Below are 16673 nucleotides of genomic sequence, written 5' to 3'. Positions count from 1 at the left end.
CGTACGGCGCGCCCACCGCCACCACGACGAGGCCGTCGCGGTGGCGGGGCCCGGCCGCGTGTCAGCCATCACCCGCCCGCCCGTCCCGGCGGGGCAGTGGTGGCGCCGGCGGTGAACCGCCACCAGTCCGCGTTGGCCAGGTAGCCGCTGCCGCCCGCAAACCGCAGATACAGGTCCTGCGTGCCGGTGGCGCCGCTGATCGGGCAGGACACCGTCGTCCAGGTCTGCCAGTCGCCGGTGTTCGGCACGTCGCACCGGCCCACGACGGTTCCGTTGGGTCCGCCCAGACGCAGTTCGATGGTGCTGCCGCCGGTCGCCGAGGCCACGCGTGCGGTGTAGGAGGACGGGCCCGCGCCGAAAGCGACACCTTTGACCTTGATGTAGTCGCCGTTCTCGGTGTACCCGACGTTCCTGCCTCCCTCGCTGGACGGCTCCGTCTCGATCCCGGATTCCCAGGCGATCGTTTCGGCCTCCTGACGGGTGTACGGGTCGAGCGTGCCGACCTGGGGCGCCCCCGTACTGGTCATGTTGATCGTCGGGATGGTGCCGTCGGGGTTGTAGGAGAACCTCTCCACGCCGACCGAGCGGGTATAGCCGCTTCCGCCCGGAAGCGCGCCGTTGTGGTAAAAGAAATACGAATTACCTTTGAAATCGACGATGCCCGGGTGGTTGGTGAAGCTGGCGCCCTGCGTGGGCATGATCGTTCCGCGGTAGGTCCATGGTCCGGTCGGGCCGGGGGCGGTGGAGTAGGCGATGAACTCCGAGCAGCACTTGGCGGCATACACGATGTAGTACAGGCCGCCTCGTTTGTAGACCCAGGGCCCTTCCTCGAACAGCGTGGGCCGGTTGGGATCACCGGTGCGGGTGCCGAAGCCCGCCGTGGTGAGCGGGATCTTGGCCGGGTTGCCGGAGTAGGAAATCATGTCGGCGTTCAGCCTGACGTACCACAGGTTCGGGTTGCCCCAATACAGATACGCCTGTCCGTCATCGTCGATGAAGACGGTCGGGTCGATCTCGCCGTTTCCGACCAGCGGGTGGCCGAGGGCGTCGCGGAACGGTCCGGTGGGGCTGTCCGACACCGCCACGCCGATGGCCATGCGGCCGGTCGCGCGCTCCGTTGTCGGCACGTACCAGTAGAACTTTCCGTTGCGGTTGACGACCTGGCCCGCCCACGCGTTGGCGGACGCCCAACTGAAGGAGGCCACGCTGAGCGGAGAGCCGTGGTCGGTCCAGTTGACCATGTCGGCGGAGGACCACACCCGCCACTCTTTCATGGTGTAGTTGGTCGAGTTGTCTTCGTCGTGCCCGGTGTAGAGGTAGACGCGGCCGTCATGGACCAAAGGCGCGGGGTCGGCCGTGTAGACGTGCTGCACGATCGGGTTGTCCGCCCTGGCCTCCGTGGGATACACCGCTGCGGGCGCGAGGACAATGGCCAGCAGGAGACCAGCCGCCCAGGCGACCGCTCGCGTGAGTCTCGTACGAGTGGGTTGTGGTCGTCTCCTCATGTGCGGGTCCACCTCTGGTTGCCCTGACCGTTGCAGGTCCACAGGATCAGCGGGGATCCGTTCGTGGTGCCGGCTTGATCGACGTCCAGGCACAGGCCGGCGTGGACGTTGCGGATCGAACCGTTCGCGTCGAGTGTCCACTTCTGGTTGTCCTGTCCGTTGCAGGGCCAGGTGATGATGCGTGTGCCGTTGGCGGTGCCCTGGTCATAAGCGTCCAGGCACTTGTCGCCGAAGACGCGTATCTCGCCGCCGGCCCAGGTGGTCCACAACTGGCCGGCGGCCGTGCGGCAGTCCTGGATCAGCACCCTCGCCCCGGCCGCGGTCGAGGCGTTCTCCACGTCCAGGCAACGGCCGGACCCGTCACCGCGCAGCCGGGACGTGGTGGCGGCCAGCGGAGTGCCGCCGGTCACCCGGAACGCGGCGACGCCGTGTGCGGGCACACTCGCCGAGACCTGTCCGGTCGTGCTCGATGTGCCGCCGGTCCACAGGTCGGTGAGGGTGAACGACCCGCCGGACAGGCCGGCCTGTGCCGCCGTGGCGGTGACGGTCGCCGGGCTGTTCCCCCGGTTGAACAGGCCCACGGCGACCGAGCCGTCGGACAGGGGCTTGGCGAACACCTCGGTGTCTCCGTCGTCGCGCACCCTGCGCCCGCCCGCGCCCAGCGGGTCCTGGTTCACCGCCAGCAGGCGCGGGTTGCGCAGGACCGCGCTCACATCGGCCGACATGGTGCGGATGTCGTTGCCCGCCATGAGCGGCGCGGCCATCAGTGCCCACAGGGCGAAGTGGGAGCGGGACTCGGTCAGCGACAGCCCGGGGCGGCCGACGACGAGCATATCGGGGTCGTTCCAGTGGCCGGGACCCGACTGCGCGGCCAGTGGCGCGGTGACGTCCACGACGTTGCCCACGCCCATCGGATAGCTGTTGGTGTTGCCGTTCTGCCAGATGTCGAGCAGGTCCTCGGTCGTCCGCCACAGGTCGGCGACCTCGCCCCAGTTGTATGTGTCGCCGGTGATGGCGTGGTAGCTGTTCGGGTTGATGCTGTAGACGATCGGGCGCCCGGTCCCGCGCAGCGCGTCGCGCATGAGCGTGAACCGCGCGACTTGCTCGTCCCGGGTGCCGGCGGAGGAACACCAGTCGTACTTGAGGTAGTCCACACCCCACGAGGCGAACGTGCGAGCGTCCTGGGCCTCATGATCCTTGCTGCCGGTGGACCCCGGGTAACTGCCCCCGCCCTGCGCACACGTGCGCTCGTTGGGCACCTGGTAGATGCCGAACTTCAAGCCTTTCCCGTGGATGTAGTCCCCGAGCGCCTTCATCCCGCTCGGGAATTTTGCCGGGTTGGCCCGCAAGTTGCCCGCGGTGTCGCGTTGCGGGTCGAACCAGCAGTCGTCGACCACCACGTATCGGTAACCGGCGTCCCGCATGCCCGAGGAGACCATCGCGTCGGCGGCCTGCCGGACCTGTGCCTCGGTGACCCCGCACCCGAAGCTGTTCCAGCTGTTCCAGCCCAGCGGCGGGGTGAGCGCCGGACTGCCCGGGGCCGCCTGGGCGGTCGAGTGGCCCGAGGCCGTGGTGAAGACGGTGCCGATCAGCGCGGCGGCCGTGAGGAAGCGGAGTAATCGTCCGCGTGGTTTCGACACGAGATGGTTCCTTCCTGGAAGGATGCGACGAGCGATCGCCCGCGGTGCGCGCGATGCGGCGGCAGGCGGATGCCGGGCAGGCTGTCGGCCCGGATGACGGCCGCCGCATCCGGTGGTGTGTCGTGACCTCCGGCCCGGATGGTCACGGAGGAGGGCGGCGGTCGTCGGGACCGGGGAACGCCGCGGTTCAGCGGTACCCGGCCGCGGTGATATTGGCCTGTACGGCGTTCTCCGTCTGGTCGGAGGGGTAGCCGGAGACCATGGCTCCCTCGTAGAACGTGCCGGCGCTGAGGTTGGTGTTGCCGTTGCAGCAGTCGCCGCCGCTGCCCAGGATGATGGCCCCCTGCTTCTTCATGGGGTTGTAGCCACCGGGGAGGGAGCCGGCGTACAGCGTGTTCAGACTTCCGGACTGCGCGTTGCTGCCCTTGATCGCGAACCGGGTCGTCCCGTTGTTCTTCAATGTGGCGGTGACGAACTTGCTGGTGAAGGCCCGCTGGTTCGGGTTCCAGGACTGACTGCCCCCGGAGTACAGGCCCCATTCGAGGTCTGCCTGGACCCATGGGCCGTTCCCGGAACATCCGCCGAACCAGCACTGCGTGCTGAAGTTGATCGCGTCCATGGCTCCGGGGCCGTCGGCCTTGCGGGTGGTCTCGCTGTTGCCGTAGTCGAAGCAGCAGCCGCCGTTGACGTGTGCGCCACTCGTCACCATGTACATGCCCTCAGGCGTGCTGCCGGTGGGGACGCCCGTCGTGTGGCCGTCACGCCAGTAGCTGTTCCTGGGGTTGATGTACAGCGAGTAGGCCTTGTTGCCGCCGACCGTCAGCGATTCACTCGTCGCGTTCGCGGCGGTGTCGGAGCCACCGACTCCGCCCGGCCCCTGGTAGCCCAGGTTGTTGCCGTGCCCGGACTGGTCGTAGACCCAGGTGATGACGCATGAGGTGCCCGCGCAGAACGAGTCCTGGGCGGCGGCGTCGGCGACGCCGCCTGCCGCCAGGGCGCCGATGTCCCGGGTCGCGTTGTCGGACGAGCGCCTGACTTGGTACAGCTTGCCGGTGTACGAGCCATAGAGCGCCCGCACCGTGCTGTGCGCGGCCACACACGGCGTGCCGCCCGACGCGTAGATGTCACAGGGGCCGGTGGCGGCTGCGGACGCCGGCGCCGACCGGCCGAACACCGCCACAAGTACCGCAATCAACATCAGCGCCGAGCCTGTGGCCAAGGTGGCGAGCGAGCGCCGGCTACGGGACACACCGCCCGGCACGGAAACCAATGAAGACTGCACCGTCTCCTCCTGGAGGGTGGAATCTGATCAGGGCATGACATGTCGAGCCACGCCGCGGATCGGCTGGATGGGGTGGGGCACAAGAAGCGGGCGTTCGATATCTCGAACTGCTGTCGAAACACCGGACAGAGATGGATGATAGGGGAGCCCCGGAGGCTGTCAAGACCGCACACCGGACGGGTGTGGAGGTCGCGATGAAAACCGCAGCCCGGCGGTGTCCTGCGGGGCGGAATCGTCGGCGACATGTGATGTTTGGCCTCTCCCACCGCCCATGCCACAGGGCCGTAGGCCCGAGTTCCGCAGCAGGCGCCCGTATTGTTCGACGTCAAGTCTCTTGACAGCCCCAAAGATCCCATGGGACCCCTAGAGGGACATGGGATGTATCGGAGCACCTGCTGCCCGTCCCGTGCCCGCGCTTCCCGCCTCCGCACATGCCGCCGGAAGGTCATGTCATGACGATCGACAGGCGCGTCTTCCTCACCGTCTCGGGCGCGACAATGCCGGGCCCGCCGCACCGCGACGGCCATCACCACCCTGGACGGCGGCTACTTCCCCCTACCGCTGGGCTCGCGCCTCCGACGGTGGCGGCCGTTCCACCGCTGGACTGACGCCCGTATCCACCCCCCTGAGCAACCTCTGCGGGATTCCCTCTCACGCTGGCGCACCGCGCCCGTGTGCCCCGCTCACCCCTACGACAACAAGGAGTCACCCATGTCGATGCGACGGCGTACCTTACTGGGCCTCGGCGCGGCCGCGGCCACGGGCGTGGGCACGTCCCTGCTCGGCAGCAGCGCGGCCGCCGGCACCCTGTCACCACGGATGGCCTCACCGCGGCAGGCACCCACCGCGCAGTTCGCCATCGGCGTGCGCCAGTTCTACTGGTCGCGTGGCAGCCGCCAGCTGAACACGAAGATCTTCTACCCGGCCTCCGGAACCGCGGGCGGCAATCCCATCCCGAACGCGCCCATCGCCAACGGCGTCTTCCCCATCGCCGAATGGAGCCACGGCATGGGGTGCAACTCCGACTGCTACTCCTCCCAGACCCACGATCTGGCCGCCGCGGGCTTCATCTGCCCCGCCCCCTCGTTCTCCGACAACACCAACATCGGCAGCGTTTACAACGGCAACTGGTCGAAGGACGTCTCCGAGGTCCTCACCCGGACACTGGCTCTCAACAACACCTCGGGCGACCCGTTCGCCGGGCACATCGACACCCGCGCCGGTGTCGGTGTGTCAGGCCACTCGATGGGCGGGATGACCACTCACGGCCTTCTCACCTCCTGGCCGGACAACCGCATTGTCGCCGCCGTCCCGGTCGCCTGCGTGGACATGGGCAACCCCGCCGGCCTCCACGCCAATGTGCTGTTCATCCATGGTGATCACGACCCGACCTGCGACTACAATTCGGCGCGCGCCGCGTACGCGGAGCTTCCCTCGCCCAAGGCGTTCCTCACTCACGTCGGGGCGGACCACGGCCAGTACCTGACCCCGGACTACCGCTACTACGCCCAGACCAAGAACACCTTCCTGGACTGGTTCCGCTGGAGCCTGTACGGCGACACCGCCGCCCGCGACCGCCTGCGAAGCGACGCCACCAGCAACGGCACCTCCTGGCAAGCGGCCCTCACCAGGTGAGTCGGACCGCTCCAGCAGGCCCGGGAAGACCTCAGTATGGCCGGCCCACTGAGGGCCGACCCGTTCACCGTCAATGGGCTCGGACAGCGAACACCCAGGTTCCGGAGCCGACTCGGTACGCGACCGCTTGGTCGGTGACCTGTGTGTCTTCCTCGCTTCGGTGGGGGCTTGGACGCGGTGATGCCGGCGAACATCGCGTGGTCGTGGGTTTCCATCGAGGAGCGGTAGAGCCACTGCTCCCAGGCGGTTGTGGCCCCGTTGGCGAGCTGGAAGCCGAAGCCGGGGTAGGTGCGTTGGTGGAGCATGGTCGTCGCCAGGTCGATCCTCCCGGTGCGGGCCAGCGCGTCGGCCAGGTAGCGGGTGCCGAAGACGCCGGTGCCCGAGGACTGTCGCGGCCTTCGCGGTGGCCCGGGCCTGCTGGTAGGAGAGGGTGGTGTTGACCAGGGAGACCTCGGTGGTGCAGTCTCCGGCGGTGGGGCTGCCCATGCCGTCGTTGGTCGGTGGTCGGTGGTCGGGCGGTCAGCAGTCGCCGAAGCCTTTGTCCGTGGGCCAGATGAGCCCGGGTACCTCGGCGGCGTTGCGGTTCACGAACCGTTTCATGTCCGGATAGGCCGTCTCCAGTGCGTTCCGGTCGCGGTACTGCTCGTACAGGGTCCAGGCCAAGGTGACCTGTCCGCCGGCCATGTCGGGGTACTGCGCCTTGACGTCGTCGGAGGGCAGCGCCGTGCCCGGCGGCAGGTCCCGCAGATACTTCGCGTAGAAGCTCCCCATGCCGAATTCGCGCGTCGCGGCGTCCCGGTAGGCCTGGACGTCCATGGCCGGAGGGGTGCGCTCGTCGCGTACCGGTGTATCGGTGGGCGTGCTCATGGAGCACCGTCATGAACATGCCTAACCTCGTGTGCGAATCTCGTGATCACTAGGAGGTGGTTGCACCATGACCGCGATCAGAACCGTGCTGGCGGCTGTCGCCGGCGCCTTGGCACTCCTCGTCTCCGGTCTCGTTCTCGCGCCGCAGGCGACGGCGGCTTCGCTCACGGAGGTGACCGACTTTGGCAGCAATCCGGGCAACCTGCGCATGCACGTGTACGTGCCGGACTCCCGTCCGGCCAAGCCGGCGATCGTGGTCGCCATGCACGGCTGTGGCGGCTCGGGGCCGGGGTTCTACCAGAGCAGCGAGTTCGCGTCGCTGGCCGACCAGCGCGGCTTCGTCGTCATCTACCCGACCGCCACGAAGCAGACAGCGATGAGTAATTGCTTCGACGTGTGGTCCGATGCCTCCAAACACCACGACGGCGGCAGCGACCCGGTCTCGGTCGTCTCGATGGTGTCGTATGTGGAACAGCACTACAACGGAGACCCGCAGCGGGTCTTCGTCACCGGCAGCTCGTCCGGCGGCATGGAGACCAGCGCGCTGCTGGCCGACTACCCGGAGGTCTTCAAGGCCGGCTCGGCGTTCATGGGCGTCCCCTTCGGTTGCTTCGCGAACGAGGCCGACTTCCCACCGTGGACGAGCAAGTGTGTGGGTGGGAACATGCACAAGACGGCACAGGAATGGGGAAACCTGGTCCGGCAGGCGTACCCGGGCCACTCCGGCACCCGTCCTCGCGTGCAGCTGTGGCACGGCACCAACGACACACTCGTGCCTTTCCAGCTCATGCAGGAAGAGACCAAGCAGTGGACGGACGTCTTCGGGCTGAGCCAGACGCCGACCTCGACGGACCAGCCGCAGCCGAGCTGGACGCGGCAGCGCTTCGCCGGGACCGACGGCGCCGTGCGGCTGGAAGCCATCAGCGTCTCCGGGGCCGGGCACCAACTGCCGATGGGTGGCATGGCCGCCGCAGCCGTGCAGTTCTTCGGTCTCTGATCCTGTTGCGCGACCTCGGCAGTTCGCCTGACCTGCTGAGGTCGAGTCCTTCCCGGGACCGTCAGCCCGCTGTGGGGCAGTCGCTGTCGGGCGGGCACGGACTGGTGCCCTCGATGGCGACCGTCCGCGGGCCCAGCCGGATGGCGCCGGGGTCTGTGGCAGCAGGGACCGGCGATCGATCTGCTGCACGGTGCCTTTGGCGGCGCTGTCCACCGCTCGCGCCGACGAGCTTTCAGGCCGCTCGTGCTGAGTGATACCGGCTGCCCGGTGGGACTGCGTGGTGGCCGGGCTGGTGGTGCCGCGCCGGGCCGAGGGGGTGGCAGCGTCGGCCCCTGCGTGGGACTGCCGGCGGATCTCGTCCGTGCGGAAGTCGGAAGCGAGCCGGGTGGGCATGCGTTGTCGGCCTGGCCCACCTCTTCCTCGCCCACCGGGCCGTGGAGCGGTCAGGTAGGCGATTCCTCCGGCCCGAAGTCCTCGGCGAGCGGGACCTGAAGGTCGGTGACGACGGCACGGTCGTCACCGATTTCGGTGACGGCGAGCTGCCGAAGCTGAAGGAGTCCTCGGCATACGAGATCGTCCTCAGCCCGGCCGGGAAGGCGAAGGGCAGCCGGTGGGGCACAGCCCGTCTACAACCTGCCGAGGCGAGCCAAAACCCCCTGCCTGCGGCTCGGGGGCGGTCCGGCTCGCCAAGGACCCGACTGGGGTGGCGTCAACAAGGGGGCCCCGGCCGGCGGTTCGTCCACCACCCTCGTCGACCGCCTTACCGTCACACCCGGCGCCGGCAGGCTGAAGGCGTGTACGTACGAGGCGCAGGATGCCAAGCTCGCGGGCTCGGCCACACCTTCCGCCCCGGGGAACTGCCGAACTTCGACGGCACCACCTACGCCTCGGACACTTCCCCGGGGTGCTGCTCCGCTCCCGCCATGCCCCGCTGATCGACCGGATCACCGTCGCGCCGTACGCGCGGGAGGTCCGATTGGGGTGGGTCACACGCCGGTGATGGTCCATTCGTTGTTGGTGCTGGAGTTCGGAGTCCACATCACCGTGGTCGAGCCGACCGTGGTGCTGCCACCGCCGTCGAGGGCGGTACCGGTGCCCCGATTGATGATCTGGTAGCGGTTGCCGCCGAGGCTGCCCAGCGACCACTGCTGGCTGTTGCCGCCGTTCCAGACCTCCTGGCGGGCGGGAGCGCCGTTGGCGGAGTCACCCCAGCTGTCGGCGGCCATGCCGTTGGTGCGGTTCATGATGCGGTAGTAGCCGTTGCCGAGGTCGATCAGCTGCCAGTGCAGGTTGGTGCTCCCGTCGTAGTTCCACTGCTTGAGGTTGGATCCGGAGGCGACGTCGCCCCCGCTGTCGAGCGCCAGTCCGCTGGTCACATTGGCGATCTTCACCCAGGTCGTCGAGCCGCCCGGCGCGCCCAGGACGGGGATCTCACCGGAGAAGGTGAGCTTTACCGTGTACGCCAGGGCGCTGAACGGTGGGTTGGACGAGGGCATGGTGAGGTGCAGGCCGGAGGCGTCCTGGACCGGTGCGGGCAGGTCGAGGTAGGCGCCGGCGGTGTCGTTCAGCAGTTTGGCGCCGGTCAGGCTGCTGAGGTTGATCTGGTTCGAGTTCAGTGTCGTGATGGTCATGGTGCCGCCCTGCCAGCCCAGGGCGGTGGCGTAGAGGACCTTGTTGTCCCGGCTGCGGGTGAACCGGACGTCCTGCGGTTTGCCGGCCACCGGTCCGCTGAACGAGCCTCCGCCCATCTTGGTGGGGCCCTCGCCGTAACTGGCCCAGGAGCGGGTGGAGTAGACCGCCTCTCCGAAGCGGCCGAGCCAGTCGCCCATGGCGAGCAGGATGGACCGCTGCCCGGAGGGGATGGTGCCGTCGGACATCGGGGCGATGTTCAGCAGCATGCTGCCGCCCTTGCTGACCCGGTCGATCAGCGAGTGCAGCAGTGCCTGTGTCGAGTAGTAGCCGATGCCCTCCGTGTAGCACCAGCTGGAGGAGGAGACGCTGTCGTCGGTCAGCCAGTAGGGGGTGAGCAGCCCTGCCGGGCCGCCGCGCTCGAAGTCGAAGACCTCACCCTTGTTGTTGAGGCCGTCCTTGTACGTCGCGACCACGTCCTTGTTCCAGGAGACCGCCTGGTTGTAGTAGTGCGCGAGGAACTCGAGTCGGTAGGACTCCTGCACCAGGTTCAGGTCGAAGTCCTGCCAGACCAGATCCGGCTGGTAGCCGTCGATGATCTCGGTCAGCTTGTCGTACCAGAGCTTGTTCTCCGCGGCCGAGCCCTGCTGGGCATAGAGGACGCGGAGTGCCGGGTCCGACTGTGACGGCACGTGGTCGTAGTAGCCGTTGAAGTGGTAGGCGTGGTGCAGCGAAGCCATGAACTTCAGCCCCTGCCCGCGGATGGCCTGCGCCTGGAGACCCACCAGGTCGAGTCTTGGACCGTGCCGGACCGAGTTCCACGGGTTGGAGTGGCTGTTCCACATGGAGAAGCCGTCGTGGTGCTCGGCGACCGGCCCGGCGAACCTGGCGCCGGCGGCCTTGAACAGCTGCGCCCAGGCGTCCGGATCCCACTTGCCGCCCTGGGAGACCGGTTTGGGGGCGAACTGCACGTAGTTGCCGGTCTTGTCGCGGGCGCCGTCGATGAAGTTGTTGTACGGCCAGACCGAGGGGTCGCCGTAGGTGGCGATGTGGTGTCTGTTCTCGGCCGAGCCGCCGATGTACATGTTGCGCGGATACCACTCGTTCCCGAACGCGGGAACGCTGAAGACACCCCAGTGGTAGTAGATGCCGAACTTGGCGTCCTGGAACCAGGCCGGGGCCGGCGGGTGCTGGTCCACGGAGGACCAGCTCGCGGTGTAGCTTCCGGGACCGTCGGTCGCGGCGGCCTCGGGGGCGAACCGCAGCAGGCCGAAGGCCGTGGCGGCGCCGGCCGCCGCCAGCAGTCGGCGCCGGCTGAGCGGCAGGGAAGAGGAAGACATGGGGGCCTCTCGGGGAATTGACGGAGCAGGTGCGGTGGTCGTTGATCGTCGGCCGGTCACCGGATCAGTCGCGCGTCCACTTCTGGTTGCCGCCGCCGTCGCAGGTCCAGAGCTGGAGCAAGGTGCCGTTGGCCGTTCCCGCGCCGGTGGCATCCAGGCACAGGCCGGACTGGACACCGGTGATGGTGCCGTCGGCGTGGAGCGTCCACTTCTGGTTGCCGCCGCCGTCGCAGTCCCAGATGTCCACCTTGGTACCGGGGGTGGTGCCCTGGCCCGCGGCGTCCAGGCAGTCGCTGCCGTACACCCGCAGCTCACCGTCCGAGGTGTTCGTCCACTGCTGGTTGCTGCCGCCGTTGCAGTCCCACAGCTCCACCTGGGTGCCGTCCGTCTGTGACTGGTTCGGCACGTCCACGCAGCGCCCGGAACCGACCCCGACGATCGCGCCGGTCGTGCCGCCGTTGCCGCCGCTGCCGGGGGTGATGGACAGGTTGTCGAACTGTGCCGTCTCGCCCTGGCTGGTCGCATAGCCGATCTGCCCGCTGGCCCAGGTGCGGTCGTTCACGGAACCGACCGTGGAACCGTCGATGACGGCGGTGATGGTGGTGCCGGAGAGGGTGAGGGCCAGGGTGTGCCACCGGTTGGTGCCCAGCGCCGCGGTCGTGCCGCGGGCCAGGACGGAGACGTTGCCGCCTGTGTTGGAGTTCAGGATCGACCAGGCCCCGGCGTCGCTCACCCGCAGGTGGTAGGCGTTGAGCCCGCCGGTGCTGTTGTAGTCCTGTGCGTTGGCACGGCCGATCAGCTCGGCGTATCCGGGCTGTTCGAGCATCACGTCGGACGAGAGGGTGTAGTTGCTCCAGCCCACGTCACCGAGCAAGGCGTGCGGATCGGACAGCGCGTCCCAGGTGATCGGTTTCTGCGGGCTCATCTGGCGCACGCACTTGCCGCCGCGACCGCCGCCGCAGCCCACCTCCTCGAAGGCGCCCTGCCAGTCCATGAGGTACTTGGCCTCGGTGCCGGTGGCGTAGCTGTCGAAGGAGTCGGTGTACGGCAGACCCATCGTGGCCTGGGCAGGGCCGGTGGCGGTGCCCCTGCCCTGACCAGCCGTGGTGGTCAGGGTGTAGACGTGACCGGGTTGCACGGTCAGGCTGAAGCCGCCGCCGGACGGTGTGATGTCTGTGGCGTGCACGAGGTAGTCGGCCGGGTTGTTGGAGTTGACGTCGGTCGACCATACGTGGACGGTTCCGGTGGACAGCCCTCCGGTGAGGGTGAAGTTCAGCGTCTGGGCGCCGCCGGCGTCCATCGTCTCGATGACCGTGGAGTAGTCCGAGTTGTTCTTGGACTTCAGCGAGACGTAGCTGCCGTTGTTCCGGTTGCCGCCGATGTAGCCGCTGGAGGCGTCGAGGTACTTCCACCCCGGGCTGGTGAACTGGCTGGTCTGAGCCATCACCCAGGCGTTCTTGCCGATCCTGTAGTGCCCGGACCACGGCTGCGCGGCCACGGCGAGCCCCATGGTGGGGTACGGCAGGTTGGGTGTGATCGCGGCGACCACCGGCCAGTTGAGATACGCGGTCATCCGGCCGTCGATGTATCCGCGGTTGATGCCGCGGGCCACGGCGGGGGCTCCCGCATTGTAGTCGTCGGAGCCGTTCTCGCTGGCCCACAGCTGCTTGCCGGACGATGTGGCGGCCGACGGCACCGAGCAGTTGGACTGGGACGACCGGTAGCCGCAGGGGTAGTGCGTGCCGATGATGTCCACCGCGGCGGCGAACGCGGGGTTGGAGTTGACGTCGTTCGCCACGGCCCAGTCGGAGTCCGCCGAGACGATCTTGGTGCTGCCGTAGCCGTTGCTGTTGAGCGCGCTGCGCAACTGCTCGTACCAGGAGATGTTGTAGCCTCGCTCGTTCCACCCGCCGAGGTAGTCGATGGTCAGCCCGTGCTGCTTGGCGCAGCCCAGCCACGAGAGCAGGTAGTTGATCATGTCGGTGGACCAGAAGTTCCCGCCGCCGATCCAGCCGGGCGCGCCCCAGGCGAGTCCGTACAGCTTGATGTCCGGGTTGCGCGCTTTGGCTTGTTCCATCAGCCACCATTCGTAGCCCCGGTCGCAGTTCAGGTCGGACCGGGTGTGCTGGTGGCTCGGCTCGGCCCCCGAGGTGGAGTTGGTGTCGCCGCCGATCTCCGCTTTGAGGATCTGGAGGGAGGCACCGTAGCCGGGCCGGAACAGGTAGTCGAGGACCTGGCCGCGCTCGGGCTCGGGATAGTCGATCAGGAGTCTGCTGTTGCCGCCCCCGCCGCTGATCGCACCGACGCCGTCGAAGGTGCGGCCGCCGGACGCGCCGTTGATCGTGATGGAGGTGGCTGCCTGGGCCGGCACGGCAGCCGTGCCGACGAGGCCGCCGGCGGCCAGGACGAGGCCCGTGAGCACGGCCGTCGAGGCGCGCAGACGCCGGAACAGCCGTCTGAATGCTGACACGGTCGGTTCCTTTCGCAGGTCGGAGGCGTCCCGTGGCCGCCGGTCCGGCCATGGGGCACGGTGACTGTGCTGTGCTGTGCTGTGCTCGTGCGAGTCGTGCTGCTCGTGGTGGCCGTGGCTCCACGGTTGCCGGAGGCCACTCGCGGACGGGCGTCCGTTCAGCCGCGGTCAGCGGAGGATGAAGGGGCGCCCCCGTTGGGGGTCCACTGGTCGATCGCGGTGCCGGTGCTGCCGGAGTCGCCGTACATGTCGAAGCCGCCGCCGCTGGACGAGGCGGGCGTCAGATGGACGGCGAACGCGTCGTGCGAGCCCCGGAACGGGAACGGCACGGTGACCGAGCGCCCGAGGCGCTCACGTTCTGGTCGTACACGATCTGCGGGGCACCGAGCGGTGCCTGGTCGGGGATGCGGTGCACGGTGACGTGCACGACGCCGTCGTTCGCGAGCCAGGGCAGGGACGCCGGCCCGCTGAAGGTCACGGACGCGGCGCCGGTGTATCCGTTCGAGTCGCAGATGACCGCCACCGCTCGCTTGGCGGAGCGGTCCACGGAGGCCGAGATCGCCGTCGAACCGACCTGGCCGGACGTGTCCACGAGGGTGCCGGTCATATCGGCGTAGTCCCGAAGCGCCCACCAGTTGCCGGTCGGCTGCCAGCTGCCCCCGCTCTGGGTGAGCACTCCGGTCAGGTTCGGGATGACGCAGCACACCCAGTTGCCGCGCATCGCGTTGGATGCCGATCATGTCGGCGCGGCCGCCGGCAACATGGTCAGCAGCGCCATCACGCATACGGAGGCGACCGTCGGTAAGCGTGGTTGACGAGCCGCAGGGCTCCGGAGCGAAACAGATGAAAGCTGCATTCTGCTCCTTGAATGTGTGAGGAAGGGGGCAGAGAGTGCTGTGCCCGTACTCTCAGACATCCCATGTCCCATAGTGATTCCACCGGTCGTTCACACTGTCAATAGGCATGTCTGCCTCAATCGGAAGCCGATCCATCCCATGTTTCCTTTGCGCTGGTCAGCCCGCCGTGGCGTTCCGGCCCCTGGAACCACCCGTAGGCCGGCGCCCCTCCTGACCGAGACAGCCACCCGATTCTCGTTTCCCGTTCGAAGATCCAGCGTCGACCGTGCGGATCCCCGACCTGTGTCCCGGCGAAGCCGGTGGCCCGCTATTCCCTTGGCGATTCCAGATGGGCCTTGGGGAATCGGCAGTGAACGCCCTTCACTTCGTCCACCACTTGGGAGATATGGAAGTCGGCGGCGCGCCTCAAGGTCGGTGTCGAGACCGAGGACGAGGTGTTCCGTCGTCGGCTGTGCTCGGGCAGGTCAGAGCCCGTGAGCGGGGCTGTCTGCTCATGAGGCCAGGGCGAGGTTGCATGTGGGCGACGGCCTGGACCGCGTGATGGAGGCTGTCGCCGCGCTGGCGGCAGTCGCGGAAGATCTTGTAGTTCTTCCGGCTGATGACGTGTTCCACGCGGGTACGGACCCTGCGGTGCTCGGCATTGTCGTCCTCCTCGAGGTGCCGTCCACGATCCACATCCGCTCGGGGCATCGGCCGGGCGGGAGACGGGCTCCAGCGCGAGCATCGGCCCCAGCCGCTGGATAACCCGGCACCGTGGAGGAGGAGACGCCGGGCTCGATTGAATGTGACGGCCCGCCGGATTCCCCGGGGGCCGTTTCGGCCATCAGGCCTGCCGCGGGTCGGACCACCGCCCGAGGCGCACCCGCGCGTGCGGCGGGGTGCCCACAGGCGGGTGGCCCACCCGATGAAAGCGCGAAGTTAGCGCTGTAGGGTAAGTACGCCCGGCCGCCAGGGCAGTTGGTCGTAGGGGCCGCCGGCGGAGGGGGACTTGCCCTGGTAGAGGAATTGCAGGTTACAGGGGTCGATGGTCATGGTCTGGTCGGGGTTGTTGCGGACCAGGTCACCGTGGCTGATGTCGTTGGTCCAGGTGGCACCGCTGTTGGCCTTGCCCGCGAAGGGGTTGCTTTCGCTGCTGGCCTGCGGGGTCCACGAACCGTTCAGGCTGGAGGCCGTGAACGAGCGGAAGTAGCGCCCCCTCGCACCGATCGCCTCAACGATCATGAGGTACTGGTTCTGGTCCTGAAGCTTGTAGACCTGCACCCCCTCGAACAGGTTGTTCGTCGAGTCGCTCATGACCGTCGTGTACGACGAGCCGAAGCTGCCCGGGAAGTTCCCGATCGGCATGCTCGCTCGGTAGATCTTGCCGTTGTCACCGGCGAAGAACAGGTACATGTTCTGGCCGTCACCGATCAGGGTCTGGTCGATCGGGCCGGTGCCGGAGCCGGAGATGCTACCGGTGAACAGCGGCTGCGGCGAGGACCAGCCGTTGGGGTTGGTGGGGTCGCTCGACGTGCGGTAGATGAAGGGCCACGCACCCCACTGGTACGCCAGCACCCAGATGTTCTTGGGCGCGAAGTAGAACAGCGTGGGCGCCACCGCGGCCTGGCTCATCCCGGTCTGGCCGGCCGACGCCATGTCCGACCAGTTCGTGAAGGGACTGAACCTCATCGAGCCGTAAGACGATCCCGACACGTTCGACCCGTAGACCAGGTGTTTGCCGTTGTACACCACGTTGGTGAAGTCCTTCAGTGAGACCCACCCGTTGGCCGGCTGCGCCAACACGCCCGTCGACGTCCACCGGTACGTCGATGGAAGAGAACACGCGCTGGTGGCCGCCTGAGCCGGGTTGGCGACGAGCGTCGCCGCCAACGAGGCCAGGGCCGCAGCCGAGGCGCCGAGCATCACAGATAGACGTTTGCGGTTGAAAGTTCCTCCGCGCATGAGGACCTCTTGATTCTTGAGTAAGTGGTTCCGGCTGGCCCCGTCGGAGGTGTCCGGACGGGTTCGTCGTGGTGGAAGCTCGCCGCACGGTGACCCTCATGTACTCCGCGAGCCGTTCGAGGTCTGATCGAGACCGGGGCTCGCGCGGGACGGTGCGGGTTGCGTTGTTCATGACATTCCTTGGCCGAGACGGAGCTGAGGACCCGAACGGCTCAAGGGCTACGAGAAGGTCCCGGTGTGCCGCGCCGCCGGGGGTGTCCGCGCTCGCCCGCAGCCAGATGCGGCTGCCCGGAACGGGCCGCGCTCATGAGCTCGTCGCCCGGTGCCGGTTGCTGTCCATGGTCGACCCGCTGACCTCCACCACCCGGCTCGTTCCGCCCTCGCGCTTGACACCGATCCACGCGGAGGGTTGCGCGGTAGCGCGAGTCCGGCCCGTGTGCCGTCCCGCGTCGCGGAGTGGTCGAGCTGGACCGTGGCGGTGGAGGTGGGGCCCTGGACGCGGCCGGTGGC

8 protein-coding genes and 4 pseudogenes are annotated in these 16673 nt (G+C 68.1%); 3 read left to right on the top strand and 9 right to left on the bottom strand.

The annotated features are described in order from the left end of the window. Positions 1 to 68: 68 nt before the first annotated feature. From LIV37_RS02520 to LIV37_RS02510, 3 genes and pseudogenes are all read right to left on the bottom strand, one after another. Positions 69 to 1505 (bottom strand): glycoside hydrolase family 43 protein, encoded by a 1437-nt coding sequence (locus tag LIV37_RS02520; protein ID WP_121825893.1) that lies wholly within the window; start codon positions 1503 to 1505, stop codon positions 69 to 71. Beyond that, positions 1502 to 3145 (bottom strand): glycoside hydrolase family 27 protein, encoded by a 1644-nt coding sequence (locus LIV37_RS02515; RefSeq protein WP_020865523.1) that lies wholly within the window; start codon positions 3143 to 3145, stop codon positions 1502 to 1504. The genes LIV37_RS02520 and LIV37_RS02515 overlap by 4 nt, the downstream gene beginning before the upstream one ends. A gap of 187 nt (positions 3146 to 3332) precedes the next feature. After that, positions 3333 to 4280, bottom strand: a pseudogene (locus LIV37_RS02510) (arabinofuranosidase catalytic domain-containing protein); the annotation flags it as partial. 858 nt (positions 4281 to 5138) lie between these two features. Between LIV37_RS02510 and LIV37_RS02505 the strand changes: the two are divergent. After that, a complete protein-coding gene (locus tag LIV37_RS02505; RefSeq protein ID WP_020865521.1) occupies positions 5139 to 6062 on the top strand; it encodes an alpha/beta hydrolase family protein in 924 nt (307 codons plus the stop codon). A 170-nt stretch (positions 6063 to 6232) separates the two neighbouring features. Here LIV37_RS02505 and LIV37_RS52455 read toward each other — a convergent pair. Beyond that, positions 6233 to 6932: pseudogene (locus tag LIV37_RS52455) on the bottom strand (alpha-L-rhamnosidase-related protein); the annotation flags it as partial. 64 nt (positions 6933 to 6996) lie between these two features. Between LIV37_RS52455 and LIV37_RS02495 the strand changes: the two are divergent. After that, positions 6997 to 7926, top strand: coding sequence for an extracellular catalytic domain type 1 short-chain-length polyhydroxyalkanoate depolymerase (locus tag LIV37_RS02495; protein WP_020865519.1), 930 nt, complete (start codon positions 6997 to 6999; stop codon positions 7924 to 7926). A 986-nt stretch (positions 7927 to 8912) separates the two neighbouring features. On the opposite strand, the gene LIV37_RS02490 is transcribed toward LIV37_RS02495, so the two are convergent. The 3 genes from LIV37_RS02490 to LIV37_RS02480 form a co-directional block, all read right to left on the bottom strand. Beyond that, complete coding sequence (locus tag LIV37_RS02490; protein WP_020865518.1) at positions 8913 to 10895, bottom strand: alpha-L-fucosidase; 1983 nt, start codon at positions 10893 to 10895, stop codon at positions 8913 to 8915. Between the two features lie 64 nt (positions 10896 to 10959). Continuing rightward, positions 10960 to 13365 (bottom strand): ricin-type beta-trefoil lectin domain protein, encoded by a 2406-nt coding sequence (locus LIV37_RS02485; protein ID WP_020865517.1) that lies wholly within the window; start codon positions 13363 to 13365, stop codon positions 10960 to 10962. 280 nt (positions 13366 to 13645) lie between these two features. Then, on the bottom strand, positions 13646 to 14041 hold the full coding sequence (locus tag LIV37_RS02480) for a hypothetical protein (RefSeq protein WP_243146419.1): 396 nt from the start codon (positions 14039 to 14041) through the stop codon (positions 13646 to 13648). 16 nt (positions 14042 to 14057) lie between these two features. Here LIV37_RS02480 and LIV37_RS51665 point away from each other — a divergent pair, with 16 nt between their 5' ends. Further along, the gene (locus LIV37_RS51665; protein ID WP_262697881.1) at positions 14058 to 14180 is read left to right on the top strand and encodes a hypothetical protein; all 123 of its coding nucleotides are present in this window, start codon (positions 14058 to 14060) and stop codon (positions 14178 to 14180) included. Between the two features lie 533 nt (positions 14181 to 14713). Here LIV37_RS51665 and LIV37_RS52005 read toward each other — a convergent pair. Both LIV37_RS52005 and LIV37_RS02475 read right to left on the bottom strand, forming a co-directional pair. Beyond that, positions 14714 to 14876, bottom strand: a pseudogene (locus LIV37_RS52005) (IS5/IS1182 family transposase); the annotation flags it as partial. A gap of 264 nt (positions 14877 to 15140) precedes the next feature. After that, positions 15141 to 16043: pseudogene (locus LIV37_RS02475) on the bottom strand (non-reducing end alpha-L-arabinofuranosidase family hydrolase); the annotation flags it as partial. Positions 16044 to 16673 lie beyond the last annotated feature (630 nt).

The organism is Streptomyces rapamycinicus NRRL 5491, assembly GCF_024298965.1.
In the GTDB taxonomy this organism is placed as follows: Bacteria; Actinomycetota; Actinomycetes; order Streptomycetales; family Streptomycetaceae; genus Streptomyces; species Streptomyces rapamycinicus.
The sequence above is the reverse complement of the archived record's forward strand: the minus strand, read 5'-3'. Positions and strand labels throughout refer to the sequence as shown.

Bases quoted from the DNA above. Each gene is read 5' to 3' on its own strand.
- LIV37_RS02520 (WP_121825893.1), bottom strand. From the start codon at position 1,505: ATGAGGAGACGACCACAACCCACTCGTACGAGACTCACGCGAGCGGTC.
- LIV37_RS02505 (WP_020865521.1), top strand. From the start codon at position 5,139: ATGTCGATGCGACGGCGTACCTTACTGGGCCTCGGCGCGGCCGCGGCC.
- LIV37_RS02495 (WP_020865519.1), top strand. From the start codon at position 6,997: ATGACCGCGATCAGAACCGTGCTGGCGGCTGTCGCCGGCGCCTTGGCA.
- LIV37_RS02490 (WP_020865518.1), bottom strand. From the start codon at position 10,895: ATGTCTTCCTCTTCCCTGCCGCTCAGCCGGCGCCGACTGCTGGCGGCG.
- LIV37_RS51665 (WP_262697881.1), top strand. From the start codon at position 14,058: ATGACGCAGCACACCCAGTTGCCGCGCATCGCGTTGGATGCCGATCAT.